General features: G+C 60.1%; 16 protein-coding genes. 11 read left to right on the forward strand and 5 right to left on the reverse strand.

The genetic code is table 11. From position 1 onward, the window contains the following. Positions 1-68: 68 nt before the first annotated feature. The 3 genes from GA0061100_RS12645 (at position 69) to GA0061100_RS12655 (ending at position 3714) form a co-directional block, all read left to right on the forward strand. Positions 69-1145: an S-methyl thiohydantoin desulfurase family protein gene (locus GA0061100_RS12645; RefSeq protein WP_075853039.1), complete on the forward strand. Its 1077-nt coding sequence runs from the start codon at positions 69-71 to the stop codon at positions 1143-1145. Then, the gene (locus GA0061100_RS12650) at positions 1142-2680 is read left to right on the forward strand and encodes a hydantoinase/oxoprolinase N-terminal domain-containing protein (protein ID WP_075853040.1); all 1539 of its coding nucleotides are present in this window, start codon (positions 1142-1144) and stop codon (positions 2678-2680) included. Before GA0061100_RS12645 ends, GA0061100_RS12650 begins: the two co-directional genes overlap by 4 nt. Before the next feature lie 89 nt (positions 2681-2769). Then, the gene (locus GA0061100_RS12655) at positions 2770-3714 is read left to right on the forward strand and encodes an isoaspartyl peptidase/L-asparaginase family protein (protein WP_075853041.1); all 945 of its coding nucleotides are present in this window, start codon (positions 2770-2772) and stop codon (positions 3712-3714) included. Positions 3715-3760: 46 nt separating this feature from the next. Here the strand turns inward: GA0061100_RS12655 and GA0061100_RS12660 are convergent, their stop codons facing one another. Both GA0061100_RS12660 and GA0061100_RS12665 read right to left on the reverse strand, forming a co-directional pair. Beyond that, entirely contained in the window at positions 3761-4414 is a 654-nt protein-coding gene (locus GA0061100_RS12660; protein ID WP_342195456.1) for a GNAT family N-acetyltransferase, read from the reverse strand. A gap of 195 nt (positions 4415-4609) precedes the next feature. Beyond that, entirely contained in the window at positions 4610-5311 is a 702-nt protein-coding gene (locus GA0061100_RS12665) for a FadR/GntR family transcriptional regulator (RefSeq protein ID WP_083961343.1), read from the reverse strand. Positions 5312-5448: 137 nt separating this feature from the next. Between GA0061100_RS12665 and GA0061100_RS12670 the strand changes: the two genes are divergently transcribed. Beyond that, a complete protein-coding gene (locus tag GA0061100_RS12670; protein WP_075853043.1) occupies positions 5449-6744 on the forward strand; it encodes an MFS transporter in 1296 nt (431 codons plus the stop codon). Positions 6745-6754: 10 nt separating this feature from the next. Continuing rightward, positions 6755-7657, forward strand: a complete 903-nt coding sequence (locus GA0061100_RS12675) for a dihydrodipicolinate synthase family protein (protein WP_075853044.1) — start codon at positions 6755-6757, stop codon at positions 7655-7657. Positions 7658-7664: 7 nt separating this feature from the next. Here GA0061100_RS12675 and GA0061100_RS12680 read toward each other — a convergent pair whose 3' ends face one another. Continuing rightward, positions 7665-8411: a FadR/GntR family transcriptional regulator gene (locus GA0061100_RS12680; RefSeq protein ID WP_083961326.1), complete on the reverse strand. Its 747-nt coding sequence runs from the start codon at positions 8409-8411 to the stop codon at positions 7665-7667. 125 nt (positions 8412-8536) lie between these two features. Here GA0061100_RS12680 and GA0061100_RS12685 point away from each other — a divergent pair, with 125 nt between their 5' ends. Beyond that, positions 8537-10258 (forward strand): IlvD/Edd family dehydratase, encoded by a 1722-nt coding sequence (locus tag GA0061100_RS12685; protein ID WP_075853045.1) that lies wholly within the window; start codon positions 8537-8539, stop codon positions 10256-10258. 35 nt (positions 10259-10293) lie between these two features. Next, positions 10294-11598, forward strand: a complete 1305-nt coding sequence (locus GA0061100_RS12690) for an MFS transporter (RefSeq protein WP_075853046.1) — start codon at positions 10294-10296, stop codon at positions 11596-11598. 84 nt (positions 11599-11682) lie between these two features. On the opposite strand, the gene GA0061100_RS12695 is transcribed toward GA0061100_RS12690, so the two are convergent. After that, on the reverse strand, positions 11683-12135 hold the full coding sequence (locus tag GA0061100_RS12695; protein WP_075853271.1) for a GNAT family N-acetyltransferase: 453 nt from the start codon (positions 12133-12135) through the stop codon (positions 11683-11685). Between the two features lie 504 nt (positions 12136-12639). On the opposite strand from GA0061100_RS12695, the gene GA0061100_RS12705 reads away from it, so the two are divergent. From GA0061100_RS12705 to GA0061100_RS12715, 3 genes are all read left to right on the forward strand, one after another. Beyond that, entirely contained in the window at positions 12640-13266 is a 627-nt protein-coding gene (locus tag GA0061100_RS12705) for a GNAT family N-acetyltransferase (protein ID WP_075853048.1), read from the forward strand. A 90-nt stretch (positions 13267-13356) separates the two neighbouring features. Then, complete coding sequence (locus tag GA0061100_RS12710) at positions 13357-14361, forward strand: LLM class flavin-dependent oxidoreductase (protein WP_075853049.1); 1005 nt, start codon at positions 13357-13359, stop codon at positions 14359-14361. A gap of 18 nt (positions 14362-14379) precedes the next feature. Next, positions 14380-15696 carry an LLM class flavin-dependent oxidoreductase gene (locus tag GA0061100_RS12715; protein WP_208621531.1) on the forward strand — a complete coding sequence of 439 codons (1317 nt, stop codon included), beginning with the start codon at positions 14380-14382 and terminating at the stop codon, positions 15694-15696. Between the two features lie 129 nt (positions 15697-15825). Here GA0061100_RS12715 and GA0061100_RS12720 read toward each other — a convergent pair whose 3' ends face one another. Continuing rightward, a complete protein-coding gene (locus GA0061100_RS12720; protein WP_075853051.1) occupies positions 15826-16374 on the reverse strand; it encodes a cupin domain-containing protein in 549 nt (182 codons plus the stop codon). Between the two features lie 143 nt (positions 16375-16517). Here GA0061100_RS12720 and aptA point away from each other — a divergent pair, with 143 nt between their 5' ends. Then, entirely contained in the window at positions 16518-17852 is a 1335-nt protein-coding gene (gene aptA, locus GA0061100_RS12725) for an omega-aminotransferase AptA (RefSeq protein ID WP_075853272.1), read from the forward strand. Positions 17853-17859 lie beyond the last annotated feature (7 nt).

Below are 17859 nucleotides of genomic sequence, written 5' to 3' on the forward strand. Positions count from 1 at the left end.
TCTTCGCCTGCACAAGACGTAGACCCGGCCCCATTCGGGGTCGGGAGAGCTATTGCCGAAGGTGAAACATGCTTCAGGAATTTTCCGAAGACAATATCGAGCCGCTCGCAACGGGAGCCTGGATTCTGGGGACCGGAGGCGGTGGCAATCCCTATATTTCGACGCTCAATCTTCGCAGGCTCTATGCCGAAGGTCGTCGCGTGCAGGTGATGGACCCGATGGCGCTCGGCGACGACGATATGGTTGCCGTCGTCTCGAAGATGGGCGCGCCCCTGGTGGGGCAGGAGCGCCTCAGCGATCCCGTGCATCTGGCGCGTGCGGTCGAGGTCATGGAGGATTATCTCGGGAAACCTTTCCGCGCGATCATGAGCGTCGAGATCGGCGGCTCGAATGCGTTGTCCTCATTCCTCGCAGCCGCAATGCTCGGCCGGCCCGTTGTCAACGCCGATGCCATGGGGCGTGCCTATCCCGAGGCGCAGATGACCTCGTTCGCGATCGGCAACCTGCCGATGTATCCGCTTTCCCTCGTCGACGTGCGCGACAATGAGGTCATCGTCACCAAGGCGGCTTCCTGGAAGTGGATGGAGCGGATTTCACGCAAGGTCTGCACCGAAGTCGGTTCGACCGCCGCCACCTGCAAGGCCCCGCGCACGGGCCGCGAAGTCAAAGACTGGGGCATTCACTACACGATCACCAAGGCGACGGAACTCGGCCGCGCCGTCATCGAGGCGCGCGCACGTCACGACGATCCGGTGAAGGCGGTTCTCGATCACGAGGGCGGCAAGCAATTATTCCGCGGCAAGGTGATCGATGTGGCGCGCGAAACAACCGGCGGCTTCCTGCGGGGGCGGACCGTGATCGAGGGGATTGACGCCGACAAGGGCTCCCGGATGGAGCTCGCCTTCCAGAACGAGTGGGCGGTCGCCTTCCGTGACGGCGAGCCGGTAGCGATGACACCCGATCTCCTTTGCCTGCTCGACACGATTTCCGGCAGCGCGGTCGGCACGGAATCCGTGCGCTACGGCCAGCGCGTGACTGTTGTCGCTCTGCCGGCACCGGAGCTTTTGACCACGCCCGCGGGGATCGCTGCCGTCGGCCCGCGTGCTTTCGGCTATGACATTGATTTCAGATCGGTATTCGCATGAAACGCATCGGTATTGACGTTGGCGGCACCAATACGGATGCCGTTCTGATCGACGGTGAGAAGATCATCGCTTCCATCAAGGTTCCCACGACACAGGACGTGATGTCGGGTGTGAAGGCGGCTCTCAGCCATGTGGCCGGCCATGCCGACGCATCCGGCCGGCCGATCGACGCCGTGATGATCGGCACCACGCATTTTACCAACGCTGTCGTCGAGCGGGCGCGGCTGGAAAGGGTGGCCGCGATCCGTATTGCGCTGCCGACCGGTGCTTCTTTGCCGCCCATGTGCGACTGGCCCAGTGATTTGCGCGCGGCCGTCGATCCGCTCATCTTCATGGTTCATGGCGGCCACGAATATGACGGCAGCCCGCTGGTGCCGATGATCCCGGACGAGATCCGCGAAGCGGCGATGAAGATCCGCGATGCCGGCATCACGTCGATCGCCATCTCGGCAACCTTCTCGCCGCTGACCACCGAATGTGAGGTCAAGGCTGGCGAGATTGTCCGGTCGGTGATCCCGGATGCGAGGATCACGCTGTCACATACGCTTGGGCGGATCGGTCTGCTGGAGCGCGAGAATGTCGCGCTTCTCAATGCGGCGCTGCAGTCGCTCGGCAGGACCACGGTGCAGGCTTTCTCGGATGCGTTGCGCGAAGCAGGCGTGACCGCACCATTCTACCTGACGCAGAATGACGGCACGGTGGCGCTAGCGGATGTTGCAGCAGTCAATCCGGTCCACAGCTTTGCATCCGGCCCGACGAATTCGATGCGGGGTGCCGCCTTCCTGACGGGCTTGAGCGACGCCATGGTGGTGGATGTCGGCGGCACGACATCGGATATCGGGTGCCTCGTCGGCGGCTTCCCGCGCGAGGCCAACAATATCGTCCATATCGGTGGCGTACGCACGCTGTTCCGCATGCCCGATCTGTTGCCGATCGCGCTTGGCGGCGGAACGATCATCGATCCGGAAACGGGCAAGATCGGTCCGCGTTCGGTCGGCTATCGCATTCTGACGGAGGCGCGCGTCTTTGGTGGCAATACGCTGACGACGTCGGACATCGCCGTTGCCGCCGGTCTGATCGAGATGGGGGACAAGGATCGCGTTCGGGATCTCGATCCAGCTTTTGTCAAGGCAAGCCTCGAGCGCATCCGCGACATGGTGACGGATAGTTTCGATCAGATGAAGACTTCGGCCGAGGACGTGCCGCTGATTGCTGTCGGTGGTGGCGCCTTCCTGATCCCGGAAAGGATCGCAGGGGCGTCGGAGGTTCTTCGCGTCGAGAATGCCGGTGTTGCCAATGCGCTCGGCGCCGCCATGGCGCAGGTGTCTGGCGAGGTCGACCAGGTATTTTCGGGGTTGAGCCGCGATGAAGCCATCGCCAAGGCGGAAGCCGAGGCGCAGGATGCCGCCGTTGCTTCCGGCGCGAGCCGCGAAAGCCTGAATACGCTCGAAGTCGAAGATATCCCGATCGCTTATCTGCCTGGCGGTGCGCGCCGTGTAAGAGTAAGGGTCATCGGCGATATCGCCTTCAGCTGAAATGGTGTGTCCGGTCAAACCGATCGGGCGTTGTTGAGGTGAGCGGTGTTTGGCAGACAGGTTGCGCCGACACCGGATCGGAGCAAGAAATGACGAAAATCGCGCTGGCTATTCACGGTGGCTGCGGTGTCATGCCGGAAGACAGCATGACACCGGAGGAATGGGAGGGTGCGCGCCGTGACCTGGCTGCCGCCTTGCGGGCTGGCTATGCTCGGCTGAGGGCCGGTGATAGCGCGATCGATGCCGTCGAGGCGGCCGTCGTGGTCATGGAAGACAGCCCGCATTTCAACGCCGGACATGGTGCAGCGCTCAACGAGAACGGCGTGCACGAGCTTGATGCGTCGATCATGGATGGAACGACGCTGGAGGCAGGCGCCATCAGCGCCTCGCGGGCGATCCGCAATCCGATCAAGGCTGCCCGCGCGTTGATGGAGGATGGTCGTGCCGTCTACATGACCGGCCCCGCTGCTGATCGTTTTGCCGCGGCGAAGGGGCTGCAGGTCGAGCCGCAATCCTATTTTACCACGGAGAAGCGGGTCGAGGCGCTGGAGGCGATGAAGCGCCATGCCGCAGCCGGTACCGAGGGGACGGAGAACGAAAAGCACGGCACTGTCGGGGCCGTGGCACTCGATGCTGCCGGCCATCTTGCCGCAGCCACCTCGACGGGCGGCTACAACAACAAGCCTGACGGGCGCGTGGGCGACAGCCCGGTCATCGGTGCGGGCACCTATGCGCGCGATGGCGTCTGCGCTGTTTCAGGAACGGGCAAGGGTGAGTTTTTCATCCGCTATGTCGTCGGGCACGAGATCGCATCCCGCATGGCCTATCTGAAGCAGGATATCGCGACCGCGACGGATGGGCTTATCAACCATGATCTGGCGCCGCATCAGATCGGCGCCGGGCTGGTGGCTATCGATGCTCAAGGCACTGCCGTCGCGCCCTATAATACGCCAGGGATGTTCCGCGGCTGGGTGACGCTGGAAGGCAAGGGTTTCGTCGCGACGCATGAGCGGGTCTACGAAATCGAGTTGTAGCGGGACTACGGTTGCGCGAAGTGCGGCTCCGCTCGACGCTCTGGGTTCACGGCGCCTGGCGCTCAAGCACATAGCAGCACTGGATGATGGTTTCGCGGCGTGCCCGCGAAAAAAGCTCCCTGTTGCCGACCTGGCGGAAGCCTAGCCTGCTCAGTACCCGCCCCGAGACCGGGTTGTCGGATGCGTGGCCGGATTCCAGCCTTGAGAGGCCAGCTTCGTTGAAGACGAAGCCGATCAGCGCCTGTGCCGCCTCGAAAGCATAGCCTTTTCCCCAGGACTCTCTCTCCAGCCAATAGCCAAGACTGCCCGTGCTGCCGACAATGCCATCGACGTCGACGATGCCGATCGTTCTTTCTCCTTGTTCGATGGCGAAGCGATAGGCGGAGCCTTCGGCCCATTCGTGCTCATGGCTGGAAAACCAGTCTTTGATATTGTTTTCCTTTGGGGGATAGGAGGCATTACTCAGCATGCGAGTCACAGCCCAATCGTTCTGTATTTCGAATGCGCGTTTCGCATCGGCCGCGGACGTGGGACGCAAGCGGAGGCGCGGCGTATCGAGAGCGGAGCGGGGGATGGATCTTGCGGTCATCATAAGGCGCCTTGCCGATTGAGAGACACAGATGGGAGCGCGTCCGTGACCACTATCTACGCGCGAGGCGACAATGGGAACCGATATCGCGCGATTTTGTCTGGCCTCCATTTTTTAGCGTTAGACAATATATTGCCGCAATGGGCGCGCAAAAGCGCCGCCTCTTGCGGGCCTGGCCTGCAGGAAATTGGGACCGGCCGTGAGAGCGTTCCGTTTACGAGGGGCGAACCCCCTTTCGCGGTCCGGTCCTTCCCCGTCAATTCTATGTCCTCACAGTCCTCATTTTTGGCTGGCAAGCCTTGATGGCTATGATGTCGCCTGCTCCCGCGCGTGCCCAAGGAAGCCTGACGTCCGGTCGAGAACGGCCTCCATGGCGTGTCTGGCAGCGATACAGTCACCCGCGGCAATCGCCTCTGCAACGGCGGCGTGGTTTTCGAGGTTGGCGGTGAACGCGCCGACCGTATGCGGGAAAACGGCATCGAGAATGGATTCGATCGCCTGGCGGAGGCTCTGCAGCACCGGATTATGCGTCGCGGCCAGGATCGACATGTGAAAGGCCTTGTCGGCGGCGACGGCGGCCGCTGGGTCGTTCTGATCTCGTTCCATGCGGCGATAGGTGTCGAGGATCGCTTGACGTTCTATGTCGGTTGCCCGCAACGCTGCCAGTGCGGCGGCTCCGGGTTCGATGATCTGGCGCGCTTCGGCAAAAGCCATAAGCTCATCATGCGAAATCCGTCCGCGCGACAGCCATGCGATCAATTCTCCGTCGAGCCACTGCCATCGCTCCCGCGGCTCCACTCGCGTGCCGGTGCGCTGTCTGACGGTCACCAGACCCTTGGCCGACAATATCTTCGCTGCTTCGCGCACGACCGTACGGCTGACGCCGAATTCCTGCTCCAGCTCACCTTCCGAGGGGAGATAGGTGCCGGGTGCTATCTGCCCGGATGCGATACGGATGCCGAGAGCCTCCACGAGAGCCGTCGTTCTGTTCGGCTTTGTCTTCGTCATGCGTCGGTCCTTCACCTCCATCGCCACCGAGACCAATCAGAATGCGCGGATAAAAGCAAATGGCTTGTTGCCTTACAAACATCATATGTTAAAGGTATGATGTTTGTAAGGCGCCGATGAGTGTCATGGAGGGGGAAATGAATTTCGAAACCAATGAAGAGGCCGTTCGCCGCATCAATCTGCGCATCCTGCCATTCCTGATGCTGCTCTATCTGGTCGCCTATATCGACCGATCCAACATCTCGGTTGCCGCACTCGGAATGAACGAGGAACTGGGCCTGACGAGCCGGATGTATGGGCTGGCGGCCGGCATATTCTTTGCGACCTATATCGTCTTCGAAATACCGAGCAACATGCTGCTGGTCCAGTTCGGCGCGCGCCGCTGGATTGCCCGCATCATGATCAGCTGGGGCATCATTGCTGCCGGCATGGCGTTCATATCCAACGCCTATCAGCTTTATGGAATGCGCCTCCTTCTCGGAGCGGCCGAGGCCGGCTTCACGCCCGGCATCATCTTCTATCTTGCGAAATGGTATCCATCACGCGACAGGGCAAACGCCATGTCTTTCTTCTATATCGGCGCAGCGCTCGCATCGGTCATCGGCTTGCCGCTCTCCGGTCTGCTGCTCAATGCGCACGGCATTCTCGGCCTGTCGGGGTGGCGCTGGGTGTTTCTGATCGAAGGCATTCCCGCCATCGTCCTGGGCTTTGTCGTATTGAACTTTCTGCCCGACCGCCCGCGAGACGCGACATGGCTGACCGTCGAGCAGCAGGCTGGCCTCGAGCGAACCATCGCGGCCGAAGAGGAGAAGGCGCCTGTCTCGCATCATGCAGGCTGGAGTGCGGCGTTTTCCAACGCTCGCGTCTGGATGCTTGCCTTCTTCTGGCTGCTTCAGGCCTTCGGCACGATCGGCATCACGCTCTTCATGCCGCTGATCGTCAAGAACCTGTCCGGCAGCGGCAATCTGGCGGTAAGCCTGCTTTCGGCGGCGCCGTTTCTTGCCGCCTGCATCTTGATGTTCTTCAATGGCAGGCATTCGGATCGAACCGGCGAGCGCGCGCTTCATCTCGGGCTTCCGCTCACCCTTGCCGGCATCTGCCTTCTCGGTGCGACCTATGCCGGGGATCCGCACCTCGCCTATCTGCTGCTTGTCCTTTCGGTGGCGCTCAACTGGGCGGTCATTCCGATCTTCTGGGCTGTCACCACTGAATTCGTCTCGGGGATTGCAGCCGCCGTATCGATCGCGCTCATCAATGCGCTGGCAAACGTCGCCGGCCTCGCCCTGCCGCCAGTGATCGGCTGGCTCAAGGATTCGACCGGGAGCTATGATGTGGCGCTGACGCTGGTGGCTGCCGCGCTGATCACAGGCGGCCTTCTCGGCATCGCAATCGTCCACACGGGTGCGCCGGCCCTTCGACTTTCAAAACAATAAGGCATTCAAGATGGCATTCGAACCTGAGAAACTGCATGGCATCCACGCGATCCTCTACGCTCTTTTCGACAGAGAGGAGAAGCTCGACAGGTCGGGGATGAAGCGGCAGGTGGAAATCTGCATGGCGGCAGGCGTGCATGGGCTTGCGGCGCTCGGCCTTGCCACTGAGGTTTCCAAATTGACGGCTGCCGAGCGCCGGACCGTGATGGACTGGCTTGCCGAGGACAATGCCGGCCGGCTGCCGCTTGCCTTCACCATCTTCGGCACCTCGGTTGCCGAGCAGGTGGAGCAGGTGCGGCATGCCGAAGCGGTTGGTGCCGATTGGGTAATACTCCAGCCGCCGCCGGTCGGTTCTTTCGGAGCAAAGGAATATATCGACTTTTTCGGCCGTGTCGCGGATGCGACGAATCTGCCGGTGGCGATCCAGAACGCGCCCGCCTTTCTCGGGCGCGGACTGACAGGCCCGGATCTGGCGGCGCTACGCGCCGCCCATCCCAATGTGAGGGTACTCAAGGCGGAGGGATCGGCCGTCGAGGTCAAGGCGCTGATGCAGGCGATCGGCGACGGCGTGCCGGTCTTCGCCGGTCGGGGCGGCCTGGAATTGCTTGACGGGCTGCGGGCAGGCTGCGCCGGCTATATTCTAGCCCCCGATCTCATCGACTATGCAGTCAAGGCATACAACGCCTTTCGCGCCGGAGACGAGATCGGCGCCGAGGAGATCTATCGAACCATGCTTCCGTCTGCAGTCGCCGTCATGCAGGGGATCGAACATCTTATGTGCTACGGCAAGCGGCTGTTCGCGGAGCGAGCAGGGCTCACGATCCAGGATCGGGCGCCTGCCATGCGTCCGACGCCGTTCGGCGAGGAGCTCGTCACCTCGCATGTGAAGAGGCTCGGATCTTTCCGAAGCTGATTTGCCTTTAGATTTCGGACTGCGGTGGCTCGAGCTTCTGGACCTCCAGCGCTTCGCGCAGGAGGTTCTTCATCTGCTCTGCCGCGCCGGAACCGTCGGCACCGGCAATCGCCTCATAGACATTCTGGTGGCGGCGTATCCAGCGCTCGTCTTCCTTCGCCGTCCGCTCCAGCCCTGCCTTGAAGACATGTTTCAGCCCCGCCGAGATCAGCGACCCCAAGGCAAGATAGAAGGCGTTGCCCGTTGCGGCCAAAATGGCAGTGTGAAATGCGAGATCATGCTCGATCTTTTCTTCCGCCGTCGAAGCGAGGGTCATGCCAAGCAGGGCATGTTTCATTTTCTGCAACGCCTGAGGTGTCGCACGCGCAGCCGCAAGTTCCGCCGCGGCCGGCTCGAAGGATTGCCTGAGTTCATAAAGGTCGATACGCGCTCGTTCGCTGCCGCTCTTCGCGCCAAGCCTCCAAGCGAGAACCTGAGGATCAAGCAGAAGCCATGCGGAGTGATCGGTCACCCTCGTCCCGCTTCTCGGGCGGCTTTCGAGGAGGCCCTTGGCCGACAGGATCTTGATGGCTTCCCGGATGACGGTGCGCGATGTCCCGAAATGATCGCAGAGCTCCTGCTCCGTTCCGATGGAGGCTCCCGCCGCAAGCAGGCCACCGACGATCCGGTCGCCCAAAGCGTGCACGATCGCATCGTGGTATCTCTTGCCCGCGCCGAGGCTCGCATCATCGGCGTCCGAATTCATCCCGGCCATCTGCTTTTCCCAAAAATCGAGACATGTCTAGCGTCTTCGGTCTGTGGTCACAAGCGCAACTCCGCTTGACCGCTTTCGTCTATTTGTATAACAAAAATATAAATTATAATACAAAAGAGGCAATCATGATCAAGGATTCAAAGCGACGGTCGCAGGCGTGGTTCGGCGGCGTGGATAAGGATGGCTTCATCCATCGCTCGTGGATGAAAAATGGCGGCCTACCGGACGACGTATTCGACGGTCGCCCCGTCATCGGCATCTGCAACACCTTTTCGGAATTCACGCCCTGCAACGCACATTTTCGGGAACTCGTCACGCATATCAAGGCGGGCGTTCTGGAAGCCGGCGGATTGCCGCTCGAATTTCCGGTCTTCTCCTGCGGCGAATCCAACTTGCGGCCGACCGCGATGCTCTTCAGGAACCTCGCTTCCATGGATGTCGAAGAGGCGATCCGGGGCAATCCCATGGACGGCGTCATCCTGATGGCCGGCTGCGACAAGACCACGCCGTCGCTGTTGATGGGTGCGGCAAGCTGCGACCTGCCGACGATCGTCATTTCCGGCGGGCCGATGCTGAACGGCAATTTTCGCGGCAAGCCGATCGGCTCCGGCACGGATGTGTGGAAATTCTCCGAGGAGGTGAGGGCAGGCACCATGAGCCGGCAGGAATTCATGGATGCCGAAAGCGCCATGTCGCGCTCGCCCGGCCACTGCATGACCATGGGCACGGCATCGACCATGGCATCGATGGTGGAAGCTCTTGGCGTTGCCTTGCCCACCAATGCCGCATGGCCAGCCGTTGATGCCCGGCGCGCGCGCCTTGCCCGCATGACGGGTCGCCGCGCCGTCGCGATGGTCAGGGAGGATATGCGCCTGTCGAAGGTTCTCACGCGGCAGGCGTTCGAAAATGCCATCAAGATCAACGGCGCGATCGGCGGGTCGACCAATGCCGTCGTTCATCTGCTTGCCATCGCGGGGCGCATCGGGGTCGACCTGTCGCTGGAGGATTGGGATAGGCTCGGCCGCGACGTGCCGACGATCGTCGACCTCATGCCGTCGGGAAAATACCTCATGGAGGATTTCTGTTATGCCGGCGGCATCCCCGCCGTGATGAAGGAGATCGCCGATCTTCTGCATCTCGACGCGCTCACCGTGTCGGGGGGAAGCGTCGGCGAGAATATTGCCGATGTCGTCAATCACAATCCCGAAGTCATCCGCAGTCGGGAAAATCCGCTCGTCGACAGCGGTGGAATTGCCGTCCTCAAGGGCAACCTCGCGCCTGATGGAGCAGTGCTCAAACCTTCAGCGGCATCGCCCCATCTGATGCGCCATCGTGGCCGCGCCGTCGTCTTCGAGAATATCGAGGATTTCCATGCCAGGATCGACGATCCGAACCTCGATGTCGATGAGGATTCCGTTCTCGTTCTGAAGGGTGCCGGCCCGCGCGGCTACCCCGGCATGGCCGAGGTCGGCAACATGGCGTTGCCAAGCAAACTGCTGGAGAAGGGCGTGCGTGACATGGTGCGCGTTTCCGACGGCCGCATGAGCGGCACGGCCTATGGAACTGTCGTGCTACATATCTCGCCCGAAGCCGCCGCCGGTGGTCCGCTGGCGCTCGTCGAGCAAGGGGATTTCATCACACTCGATGTCGAGGCCCGCACATTGGTTCTCGACGTTCCGGATGACGAGCTCGCAAGACGTCGTGCCGCCTGGAGCGAGCCGGTGCCGCCGATGATGTCGGGATATCAGGGTCTTTACGTGCGAACGGTCATGCAGGCCGATACCGGTGCAGACCTTGACTTTCTGGTCGGAGGACGCGGCGCCAAGGTCCCGCGCGAGAGCCATTAGTTCATTTCATTTAGAATCATAAAAGGAGGAGATCGATGGTTTCAGAAAAAGACCTCGTCGCCAAGATCACCTGGCGACCTATGCCCTGGCTGGGCTTTCTTTACTTGATCGCCTATATCGACCGGCAGAATGTCAGTTTCGCAAAATTGCAGATGGTCGATGCGCTCGGTCTCAGTGAATATGCCTACGGGCTTGGAGCATCGCTGTTCTTCATCGGCTATTTCATTTTCGAGGTGCCGAGCAATCTTCTGCTGACCAGATTTGGCGCGAGCAAATGGTTTGCGCGTATCCTGGTATCATGGGGTGTCGTAACCATCGCGCTCGCATTCACCGCCAATGCGACGATGTTTTACGCTCTTCGCTTCCTGCCTGGCGTGTGCGAGGCAGGGTTCTTTCCCGGCGTGCTCTATCTCCTGACGCTTTGGTATCCATCCGGGCATCGCAGCAAGATGGTCGGCTTGTTCATGATCTTCAGCGCTGTTGCCAATGCCGTCGGCGCACCACTGGGCGGAACTCTTCTTAGTCTTAATGGCCTGTTCGGATTTGCAGGGTGGGAATGGGTCTTCCTGGCAACCGGTGTTCCTGCCGTGCTTGCCGGCATTGCTACGCTCTTTCTGCTTCCCGATAGGCCTGAACGGGCGGCTTTTCTTGACAGTTCCGAAAAGGCATGGCTGGCGCGGCGATTGGCATCGGAGGATGCGGGGACCGATAGTCACGGTCGCAATCCACTCGCGACACTTCTGGATACTAGGGTGCTGCTCATATCCATCTGCTTCATCGGCTTTCCTTTGTCCGCATATGGGTTGAGCTATTGGCTGCCGACGATCGTCAAGGGTTTTGGCGTTGATAGCCTGACGAATGGATTTCTTAACATCATTCCATGGGTTCTGGTCGGTGTCGGCCTTTATGTCGTACCGGCTGCGGCTGCCCGATCCAGATCGCAGACCCTGTATATTGTCGGGCCTGCTTTGGTAGGTATTATCTGCCTCGTCGCATCTGCCGTTCTAGCCAATCATGCGCTGCAATTCACCTTCCTGTGTCTGGCGGCGGCGGGGATCTTTGCGGGGCAGCCTGTCTTCTGGAACCTGCCGTTGAACTTTCTGAAGGGAGCCGGTGCCGCAGCAGGATTGGCGGCGATAAATTCCGTGGGCAATCTTGGCGGCTCTATCGCACAGAATGTCGTCCCATGGATCCGGGATGCGACAGGCAGCGCCATCGCACCGATGTTCTTCCTGGCTTTCTGCCTGGCGATCACGGTTCTGCTGGTTCTCTTTGTCCAATATTGCATCTCGCGCAAGGACACATCGCGCGTTCCCGGAAGCATGATCGGGAGAGTGTGACGGCACGAAGCCGACAGCGACGAATGCGCGCCGTGATCCCTGCATCTCGCAAACGCCACGCGCGACAAGCCTTTGCGGTGCGCCTCAGAGGGCTTTCTTGAAACCGATGTGGCTGGCGACAAATCCCAGCTGTTCATAGAAGCGGAGTGCTGCCGGGCGTGACTTGTCACTCGTCAATTGCACCAGAATGCAGCCCCTCGAACGGCAATAATCAAATGCCCATTCGAATGCCTGCTTGCCAATCCCCTTTCCCTGATGGGATTTGTCGATCCTGACGCCCTCGATCTGCCCCCGCAGCGCACCCAATCTCGATATGTTGGGAATGATCGTGATCTGAAAGGTGCCAATGACACTGCCATTGTCCGTTACGACGGCCAGAAATTGATTGGCATCGGCATCGATCGCTGCGAAGGCCGTTCGATAGGCATCTGGGATAGGAAGGCTCGCGTCTTCTCTGCCTGCGCCAAGATCATCTTCTGCCAGCAGCGCGACGACCGCTTGAAGGTCGGCATCATTCGCTCTTCTAAATTCGACCATTTGGCTTTGAGCTCCTTCTATATCGATCTCATGGAAATCCGTATTGCCATGCTGCTCGGCTGGCCTATGGATGCTCAAAGATTCCGGAGAGATCAACAGGAATGCCGATTTCGATTTCCTGGCATCGTCTGTCTGCCCATCCATCGAACAGCAACATAGTCGACCTGAAGGCCGCGAGAGACGCGGCGGACGTCTCCAAGCCGTATGCGGATTCAAGCTTGCGATTTGGCTTTGCTGCGGGAGCCATCAAACAGATGGGCTTGAGCCCCTCAGACGACGCAAATTTGATGATATAATCTATAATTTTAATAGGTAAATGAATCAGGCAACGATGTTTCAATCATCGACCGCACTATGAAAGATCGTGCCGTGCGAAGCGCACTATCGATCATGCATGCTCTGCGTGCGAAGCGCTGAGCGGAGTTTACAGAGTGGTCGGCAAGATCCGCGATCCTGACGACCGTCCACCGGGCAGCCTTCAGAACATTGTTTGGAGGCATATGCATGAACGATATCATTGTCCGGTCGTCATTGCTGGATCCAGCGGCGGAACCGCTGATCGATGGTCTTGCCAGCGAGTATGATGGCAGATATGGCGCCGCCAGCCGCCCAGGCGGCGCGCGAGCGGAAATCGTGCGCTATCCGAGTGCCCTGTTTGCTCCGCCGCTTGGCGATTTTCTCCTGCTGCAGCGCGACGGTCAAACCATCGCCGGTGGCGCCTTCATGAGTCATGACGACGAAACTGCCGAGTTCAAACGGATATGGGCGCATCCGGATCTCCGGCGTCAAGGGCTGGCGCGCCGCATCATGGTCGCGCTCGAGGAGAGTGCCGGGCAACTCGGCTATAACAGGGCCTATCTTAGTACCGGCTTTCGCCAGCCGGAGGCAGTAGCCTTCTACCTATCGCTTGGCTATCGCCCTCTTTTCGACCCGACCGTCGATCCGAGCTTCTATCGCTCTCTGCCTTTCGAAAAGCACATCGGCAAAAGGACGGGCGAACCCGGCCTGACTCCAATCTACCCGCCCGCCGCCTCCTTTGAGGAGGCCACGGCGCGCGTGACTGCGTTGAAGGCTGCGCAAGAGCAACTGATCATTGCCCGCCTTGCAGCTCACGAAACCTCCGCTGCCTGACGGATATGGCGTCTCCGATTGTTATCAGCAAATCCGGCAGGCGGCGCAGTCTGCGCTTGGATTCATAATCATCATGAAACAGGACTTCACATGACGCATCGAAATGGTCTCAGGCTCGGCATCGGCTTAGATGTCGCCGCGCAATCCCGTAATCCGCGCGATGCGCAGAAAAATGTCTGGCGGGCGCTTATAGCGCGTTTCGACACAGTGGTCGATTTCGTGACGCTGGAAGATGGCTTTGCCCGTCCCGACGGAGATGGGCTGGATGCCGTGCTGCTCGCAAACTGGCTTGCAGCACGCAGCAGCAATATCGGAATTATCCCCGGCGCTGCGGTTAATTTCCTGGAGCCGTTTCATATCTCGACCGCCATTGCGACGCTGGATTTCGTAAGCGAGGGCAGGGCGGGTTTCCTGGTTCAGCAACATGATGAGTTGAGTGCCGTGCATGCCCGCCAAGCGATCGGCGCCCTCAATGGCTTTCCTGCAACGGAAAGCTCCGCCTTGCGTCAGGATGCGCTTGATGTCGTCGACGTCATTCGCGGATTGTGGGACAGTTGGGAAGATGGGGCAGTCATCCGAGACAGGGAAAGCCAGCGATTTCTGGATGGCTCGAAGCTGCATTACATCAATTTCAAGGGCAGCAGCTTTCAAGTTCTCGGCCCCTCGATCACGCCGCGCCCGCCTCAGGGGCAGCCAGTGGTCGCCGCAGCCTATCGTCATGGGGAGGACCCATCCCTCGCCTCGGCTGCCGATATCGTCTTCGTCCATCCGGATAGCCCGGACATTGCCACTGTCGTCGAAACTATCCGCTCTGCGGACGAGAATAGGGCGCGAGCATTCATCGCCGACGTCGTCATCGACGCCGCGTCGAAATCGGTTGACGACTATGTGGTGCAACTTGGTGAGTTCGCCAGGTCGGGTATCACCGGTATTCGTTTCGTTCTCAGCGATCCCGTGGCGCAGGCGGCATATGTGATCGACGAGCTTATTCCAGCGCTGAGGAGCCGCTCGTCTGTTGGCCCGGTCGCTACGGGTCCGCTGAGAGGTCGATTTGGCCTGCCGGCAGCCAGCAATCGCTATACCAGCGCAGCCTGAATTTCCAAGGGGAGTCCCATGACGAAGAAGCAGGTAATTCTTGGAGCCCAATTTCCGGGCGTCAATAATTTCACGGTCTGGAGCGATCCGGCCGCGGGAAGCCAGATCGAGTTTGCGTCCTTCCGCCATTTTGCCGAAACGGTCGAGCGAGGAAAGTTCGACTTCATATTCCTGGCGGAAGGCTTGCGCATCCGCGAGCAGAAGGGTCGCTTTCACGAACTGGATGTTGCAGGCCGGCCGAATACGCTTGCCATTCTGACGGCACTTGCCTCGATTACCGAACATGTCGGCTTGATCGGCACGCTGACGACCACCTTCAATGAGCCGTATGTGTTGGCCCGGCAATTGGCGACACTGGATATCCTGTCCGGCGGACGTGCCGGCTGGAATGTCGTCACTTCGCCCGATGCCTTTACCGGCGCGAATTTCCGTCGCGCGGATCACCTTCCCCATGAGCAGCGCTACGAACGTGCGCGTGGGTTTATCGAAGCTGCACAAAGCATCTGGGGCGGCGGCGATTTTTCGATCCGGTCGAGATATTTCGATATTGCTGGACGGTCGGGGCTTGAGCGCTCGCTGCAGGGCGCTCCCGTCATCGCCCAGGCAGGAGATTCCGATGAGGGAAGAGAATTTGCGGCTCGCCATGCAGACCTGATCTACTCCCGCCATGGCTCGCTTGAGGCGGGACAAGCCTTCTATGCGGATGTAAAGAAGCGTTTGGCGAAATATGATCGCAGCCCCGACGCTTTGAAAATCCTGCCTGGAGCCAATTTCGTCATAGGCGATACGCAGGAGGATGCTGACAAGAAGCAGAAAGCGATACGTCTGCAACAGGTCAGTCCAAAGAGCGCGATCGTGTTTCTCGAACAGGTCTGGAACCGGGATCTTTCAAGCTACGATCCGGATGGACCGCTGCCGGATGTCGATCCGGATGTTTCCGGAGAGAACCTGGTTCAGGGCCGCGCCAGCAATCAGGATATCAAACGGCGGCTGGAAACGGCGCAGTCGTGGCGCGAGATTGCCGAGCGGGATCGCCTTAGCATCCGCGAACTTGCCATCCGCGTCACCGCTCGAAAGCAGTTCGTCGGAACGCCGGAAAGTATCGCCGACGAGATCAATCGCTATGTGCAGGCCGACGCGGCGGACGGCTTCGTCTTCGCACCGCATCTGACGCCCGGCGGCTTCGACGAATTCGTCGAGAAGGTCGTGCCGATTTTGCAGGAGCGCGGTGTCTATCGCAGGGAATATGCCGATGCGACCTTGCGCTCCAATCTTGGCCTGCCGGATAAGACAGAAGAAAGCCGGTCGCTGCGGCATCTTTCCCAGACGGCGTGACGGTAGTTACACGAGCAAGCCATCCGGTAGTGGATGACCGCTCGAGATCAAATTCCTGGATCTCGGGGTCATCTGCGTCTCTTCCTGTGGTCTATGGCGAATGATCGACGGGCCAGGCTCTTTTGTTCGTTAAAAGCTCGGCGGCGTGCATGCGCTGATGACCTCGCAGGGATACGGCCCGACGCAGCGGAAGCGATGCGGACGGCGGCTTTCGAAATAGTAAGCATCGCCCGGGCCGAGAATGCGACGTTCGTCATCCACTGTCACCTCCAGGCGGCCGGTGAGCACGATACCGCCTTCCTCTCCTTCATGGACCAGAGGTACCTTGCCGGTATCGGCTCCTGGCTGATAGCACTCCTTCAGGATTTGCAGGCTGCGGCCGAAGAGGTTTTCGCCGATCTGGCGATAGGAAATCGGGCCTTTGCCGATCTCGACCAATTCTTCGGCCGCATAGAAGGCCTTTTTCGGCGCTTCCGGTTCAAAGGCAAAGAATTCGGCAAGTCCGATCGGGATGCCGTCAAGAATGCGCTTCAGCGCGCCCACGGACGGATTGGCCGAATTGGATTCGATCAGCGAGATTGTCGAATTGGTAACGCCCGCCCGCTTGGCAAGCTCGCGTTGGGAGAGATTGTGCGCCAGACGCAGATGACGCAGGCGATTGCCGATATCGACGGACATCGTGGCTCCAGGTTTCAGATGTTCGAAATATCGAAAACATCTCATGTGATATAAGTAAAATCAATGACTTAAATGTAGCGAGAAAAGGACTTGTTCGGAACGGGAAAATCGCTGATGTCAAAGATAGCGCAATGGAGGCGACCATGGACAAGATCACCCATCCGAACACCCCTGTTCTCGACAATTTCTGGATGCCGTTCACGGCGAACCGGCAGTTCAAGGCGGCTCCCCGCCTGCTCGCCGCGGCCGACGGGATGTATTACACCGATGTCGACGGCAAGAAGGTGCTGGACGGAACGGCGGGGCTCTGGTGCGTCAATGCCGGCCATGGCCGCAAGAAGATTGCACAGGCGGTCGAACGCCAGCTCTCCACCATGGACTTTGCGCCAACCTTCCAGATGGGGCATCCGATCGCCTTCGATTTCGCGGCAAAGCTTGCCGCACATGCGCCGGGCGGTGCGGAGGCGGGACTTGATCGCGTGTTCTTCACGGGCTCTGGTTCTGAATCCGTCGACACCGCGCTCAAGATCGCCATCGCCTATCAGCGCGCAATCGGGCAGGGCACGCGCACTCGGATCATCGGCCGTGAAAAGGGCTATCACGGTGTCGGCTTCGGCGGCATTTCCGTCGGCGGTCTCGTCAACAATCGTCGTGTCTTCCCGCAGATCCCCGCCGACCACATGCGCCACACGCTCGACGTCGAGCGCAACGCCTTCAGCAAGGGCCTTCCGGCTCATGGCATCGAGCTTGCCGAGGATCTGGAGCGGCTGGTCGCCCTGCACGGTGCTGAAACGATCGCCGCCGTCATTGTCGAGCCGATGTCCGGTTCCGCCGGCGTCGTCCTGCCGCCGAAGGGCTACCTGGAGCGGTTGCGTGCCATCGCCGACAAATACGGCATCCTTTTGATCTTCGATGAAGTGATCACCGGCTTCGGCCGCCTGGGCACGCCGTTCGCGACGGAATATTTCGGTGTCGTTCCCGATCTCGTTACGACAGCAAAGGGCATCACCAACGGCACGATACCGATGGGCGCCGTCTTTGCCAGCCGCAAGGTCTATGACGGGCTGATGACCGGCCCGGAAAACCAGATCGAGCTCTTCCACGGTTATACCTATTCCGGCCATCCGGTCGCCTGCGCCGCCGGCCTGGCGACCATGGAAATCTACGAGGAAGAAGGTCTGTTGACGCGTGCAGCCGAGCTGGCCGAGGATTGGCAGAATGCGCTGCATTCGCTGAAGGGCCTGCCGCATGTGGTCGATATCCGCAATCTCGGCCTCGTCGGCGCCGTCGAACTCGCGCTGCGCGATGGCGCTCCCGGCACGCGCGCCTATGACGTCTTCGTCGATTGCTTCCAGAAGGGCCTGCTGATCCGCGTAACCGGCGATATCATCGCGCTTTCTCCACCGCTCATCATCGAGCGCGCTGAGATCGAAACGATCGTCTCCATGCTTGGCGATGCCTTGAAGCGAGTAGCCTAATCATCTC

The sequence above is a fragment of the Martinezella hainanensis genome (assembly GCF_900094555.1).
Taxonomy (GTDB): Bacteria; Pseudomonadota; Alphaproteobacteria; order Rhizobiales; family Rhizobiaceae; genus Rhizobium; species Rhizobium hainanense.

Coding starts and splice junctions, on each gene's coding strand:
- GA0061100_RS12645 (WP_075853039.1), top strand. CDS start 69: ATGCTTCAGGAATTTTCCGAAGACAATATCGAGCCGCTCGCAACGGGA.
- GA0061100_RS12650 (WP_075853040.1), top strand. CDS start 1,142: ATGAAACGCATCGGTATTGACGTTGGCGGCACCAATACGGATGCCGTT.
- GA0061100_RS12655 (WP_075853041.1), top strand. CDS start 2,770: ATGACGAAAATCGCGCTGGCTATTCACGGTGGCTGCGGTGTCATGCCG.
- GA0061100_RS12660 (WP_342195456.1), bottom strand. CDS start 4,414: ATGGAGGCCAGACAAAATCGCGCGATATCGGTTCCCATTGTCGCCTCG.
- GA0061100_RS12665 (WP_083961343.1), bottom strand. CDS start 5,311: ATGACGAAGACAAAGCCGAACAGAACGACGGCTCTCGTGGAGGCTCTC.
- GA0061100_RS12670 (WP_075853043.1), top strand. CDS start 5,449: ATGAATTTCGAAACCAATGAAGAGGCCGTTCGCCGCATCAATCTGCGC.
- GA0061100_RS12675 (WP_075853044.1), top strand. CDS start 6,755: ATGGCATTCGAACCTGAGAAACTGCATGGCATCCACGCGATCCTCTAC.
- GA0061100_RS12680 (WP_083961326.1), bottom strand. CDS start 8,411: ATGGCCGGGATGAATTCGGACGCCGATGATGCGAGCCTCGGCGCGGGC.
- GA0061100_RS12685 (WP_075853045.1), top strand. CDS start 8,537: ATGATCAAGGATTCAAAGCGACGGTCGCAGGCGTGGTTCGGCGGCGTG.
- GA0061100_RS12690 (WP_075853046.1), top strand. CDS start 10,294: ATGGTTTCAGAAAAAGACCTCGTCGCCAAGATCACCTGGCGACCTATG.
- GA0061100_RS12695 (WP_075853271.1), bottom strand. CDS start 12,135: ATGGTCGAATTTAGAAGAGCGAATGATGCCGACCTTCAAGCGGTCGTC.
- GA0061100_RS12705 (WP_075853048.1), top strand. CDS start 12,640: ATGAACGATATCATTGTCCGGTCGTCATTGCTGGATCCAGCGGCGGAA.
- GA0061100_RS12710 (WP_075853049.1), top strand. CDS start 13,357: ATGACGCATCGAAATGGTCTCAGGCTCGGCATCGGCTTAGATGTCGCC.
- GA0061100_RS12715 (WP_208621531.1), top strand. CDS start 14,380: ATGACGAAGAAGCAGGTAATTCTTGGAGCCCAATTTCCGGGCGTCAAT.
- GA0061100_RS12720 (WP_075853051.1), bottom strand. CDS start 16,374: ATGTCCGTCGATATCGGCAATCGCCTGCGTCATCTGCGTCTGGCGCAC.
- aptA (WP_075853272.1), top strand. CDS start 16,518: ATGGACAAGATCACCCATCCGAACACCCCTGTTCTCGACAATTTCTGG.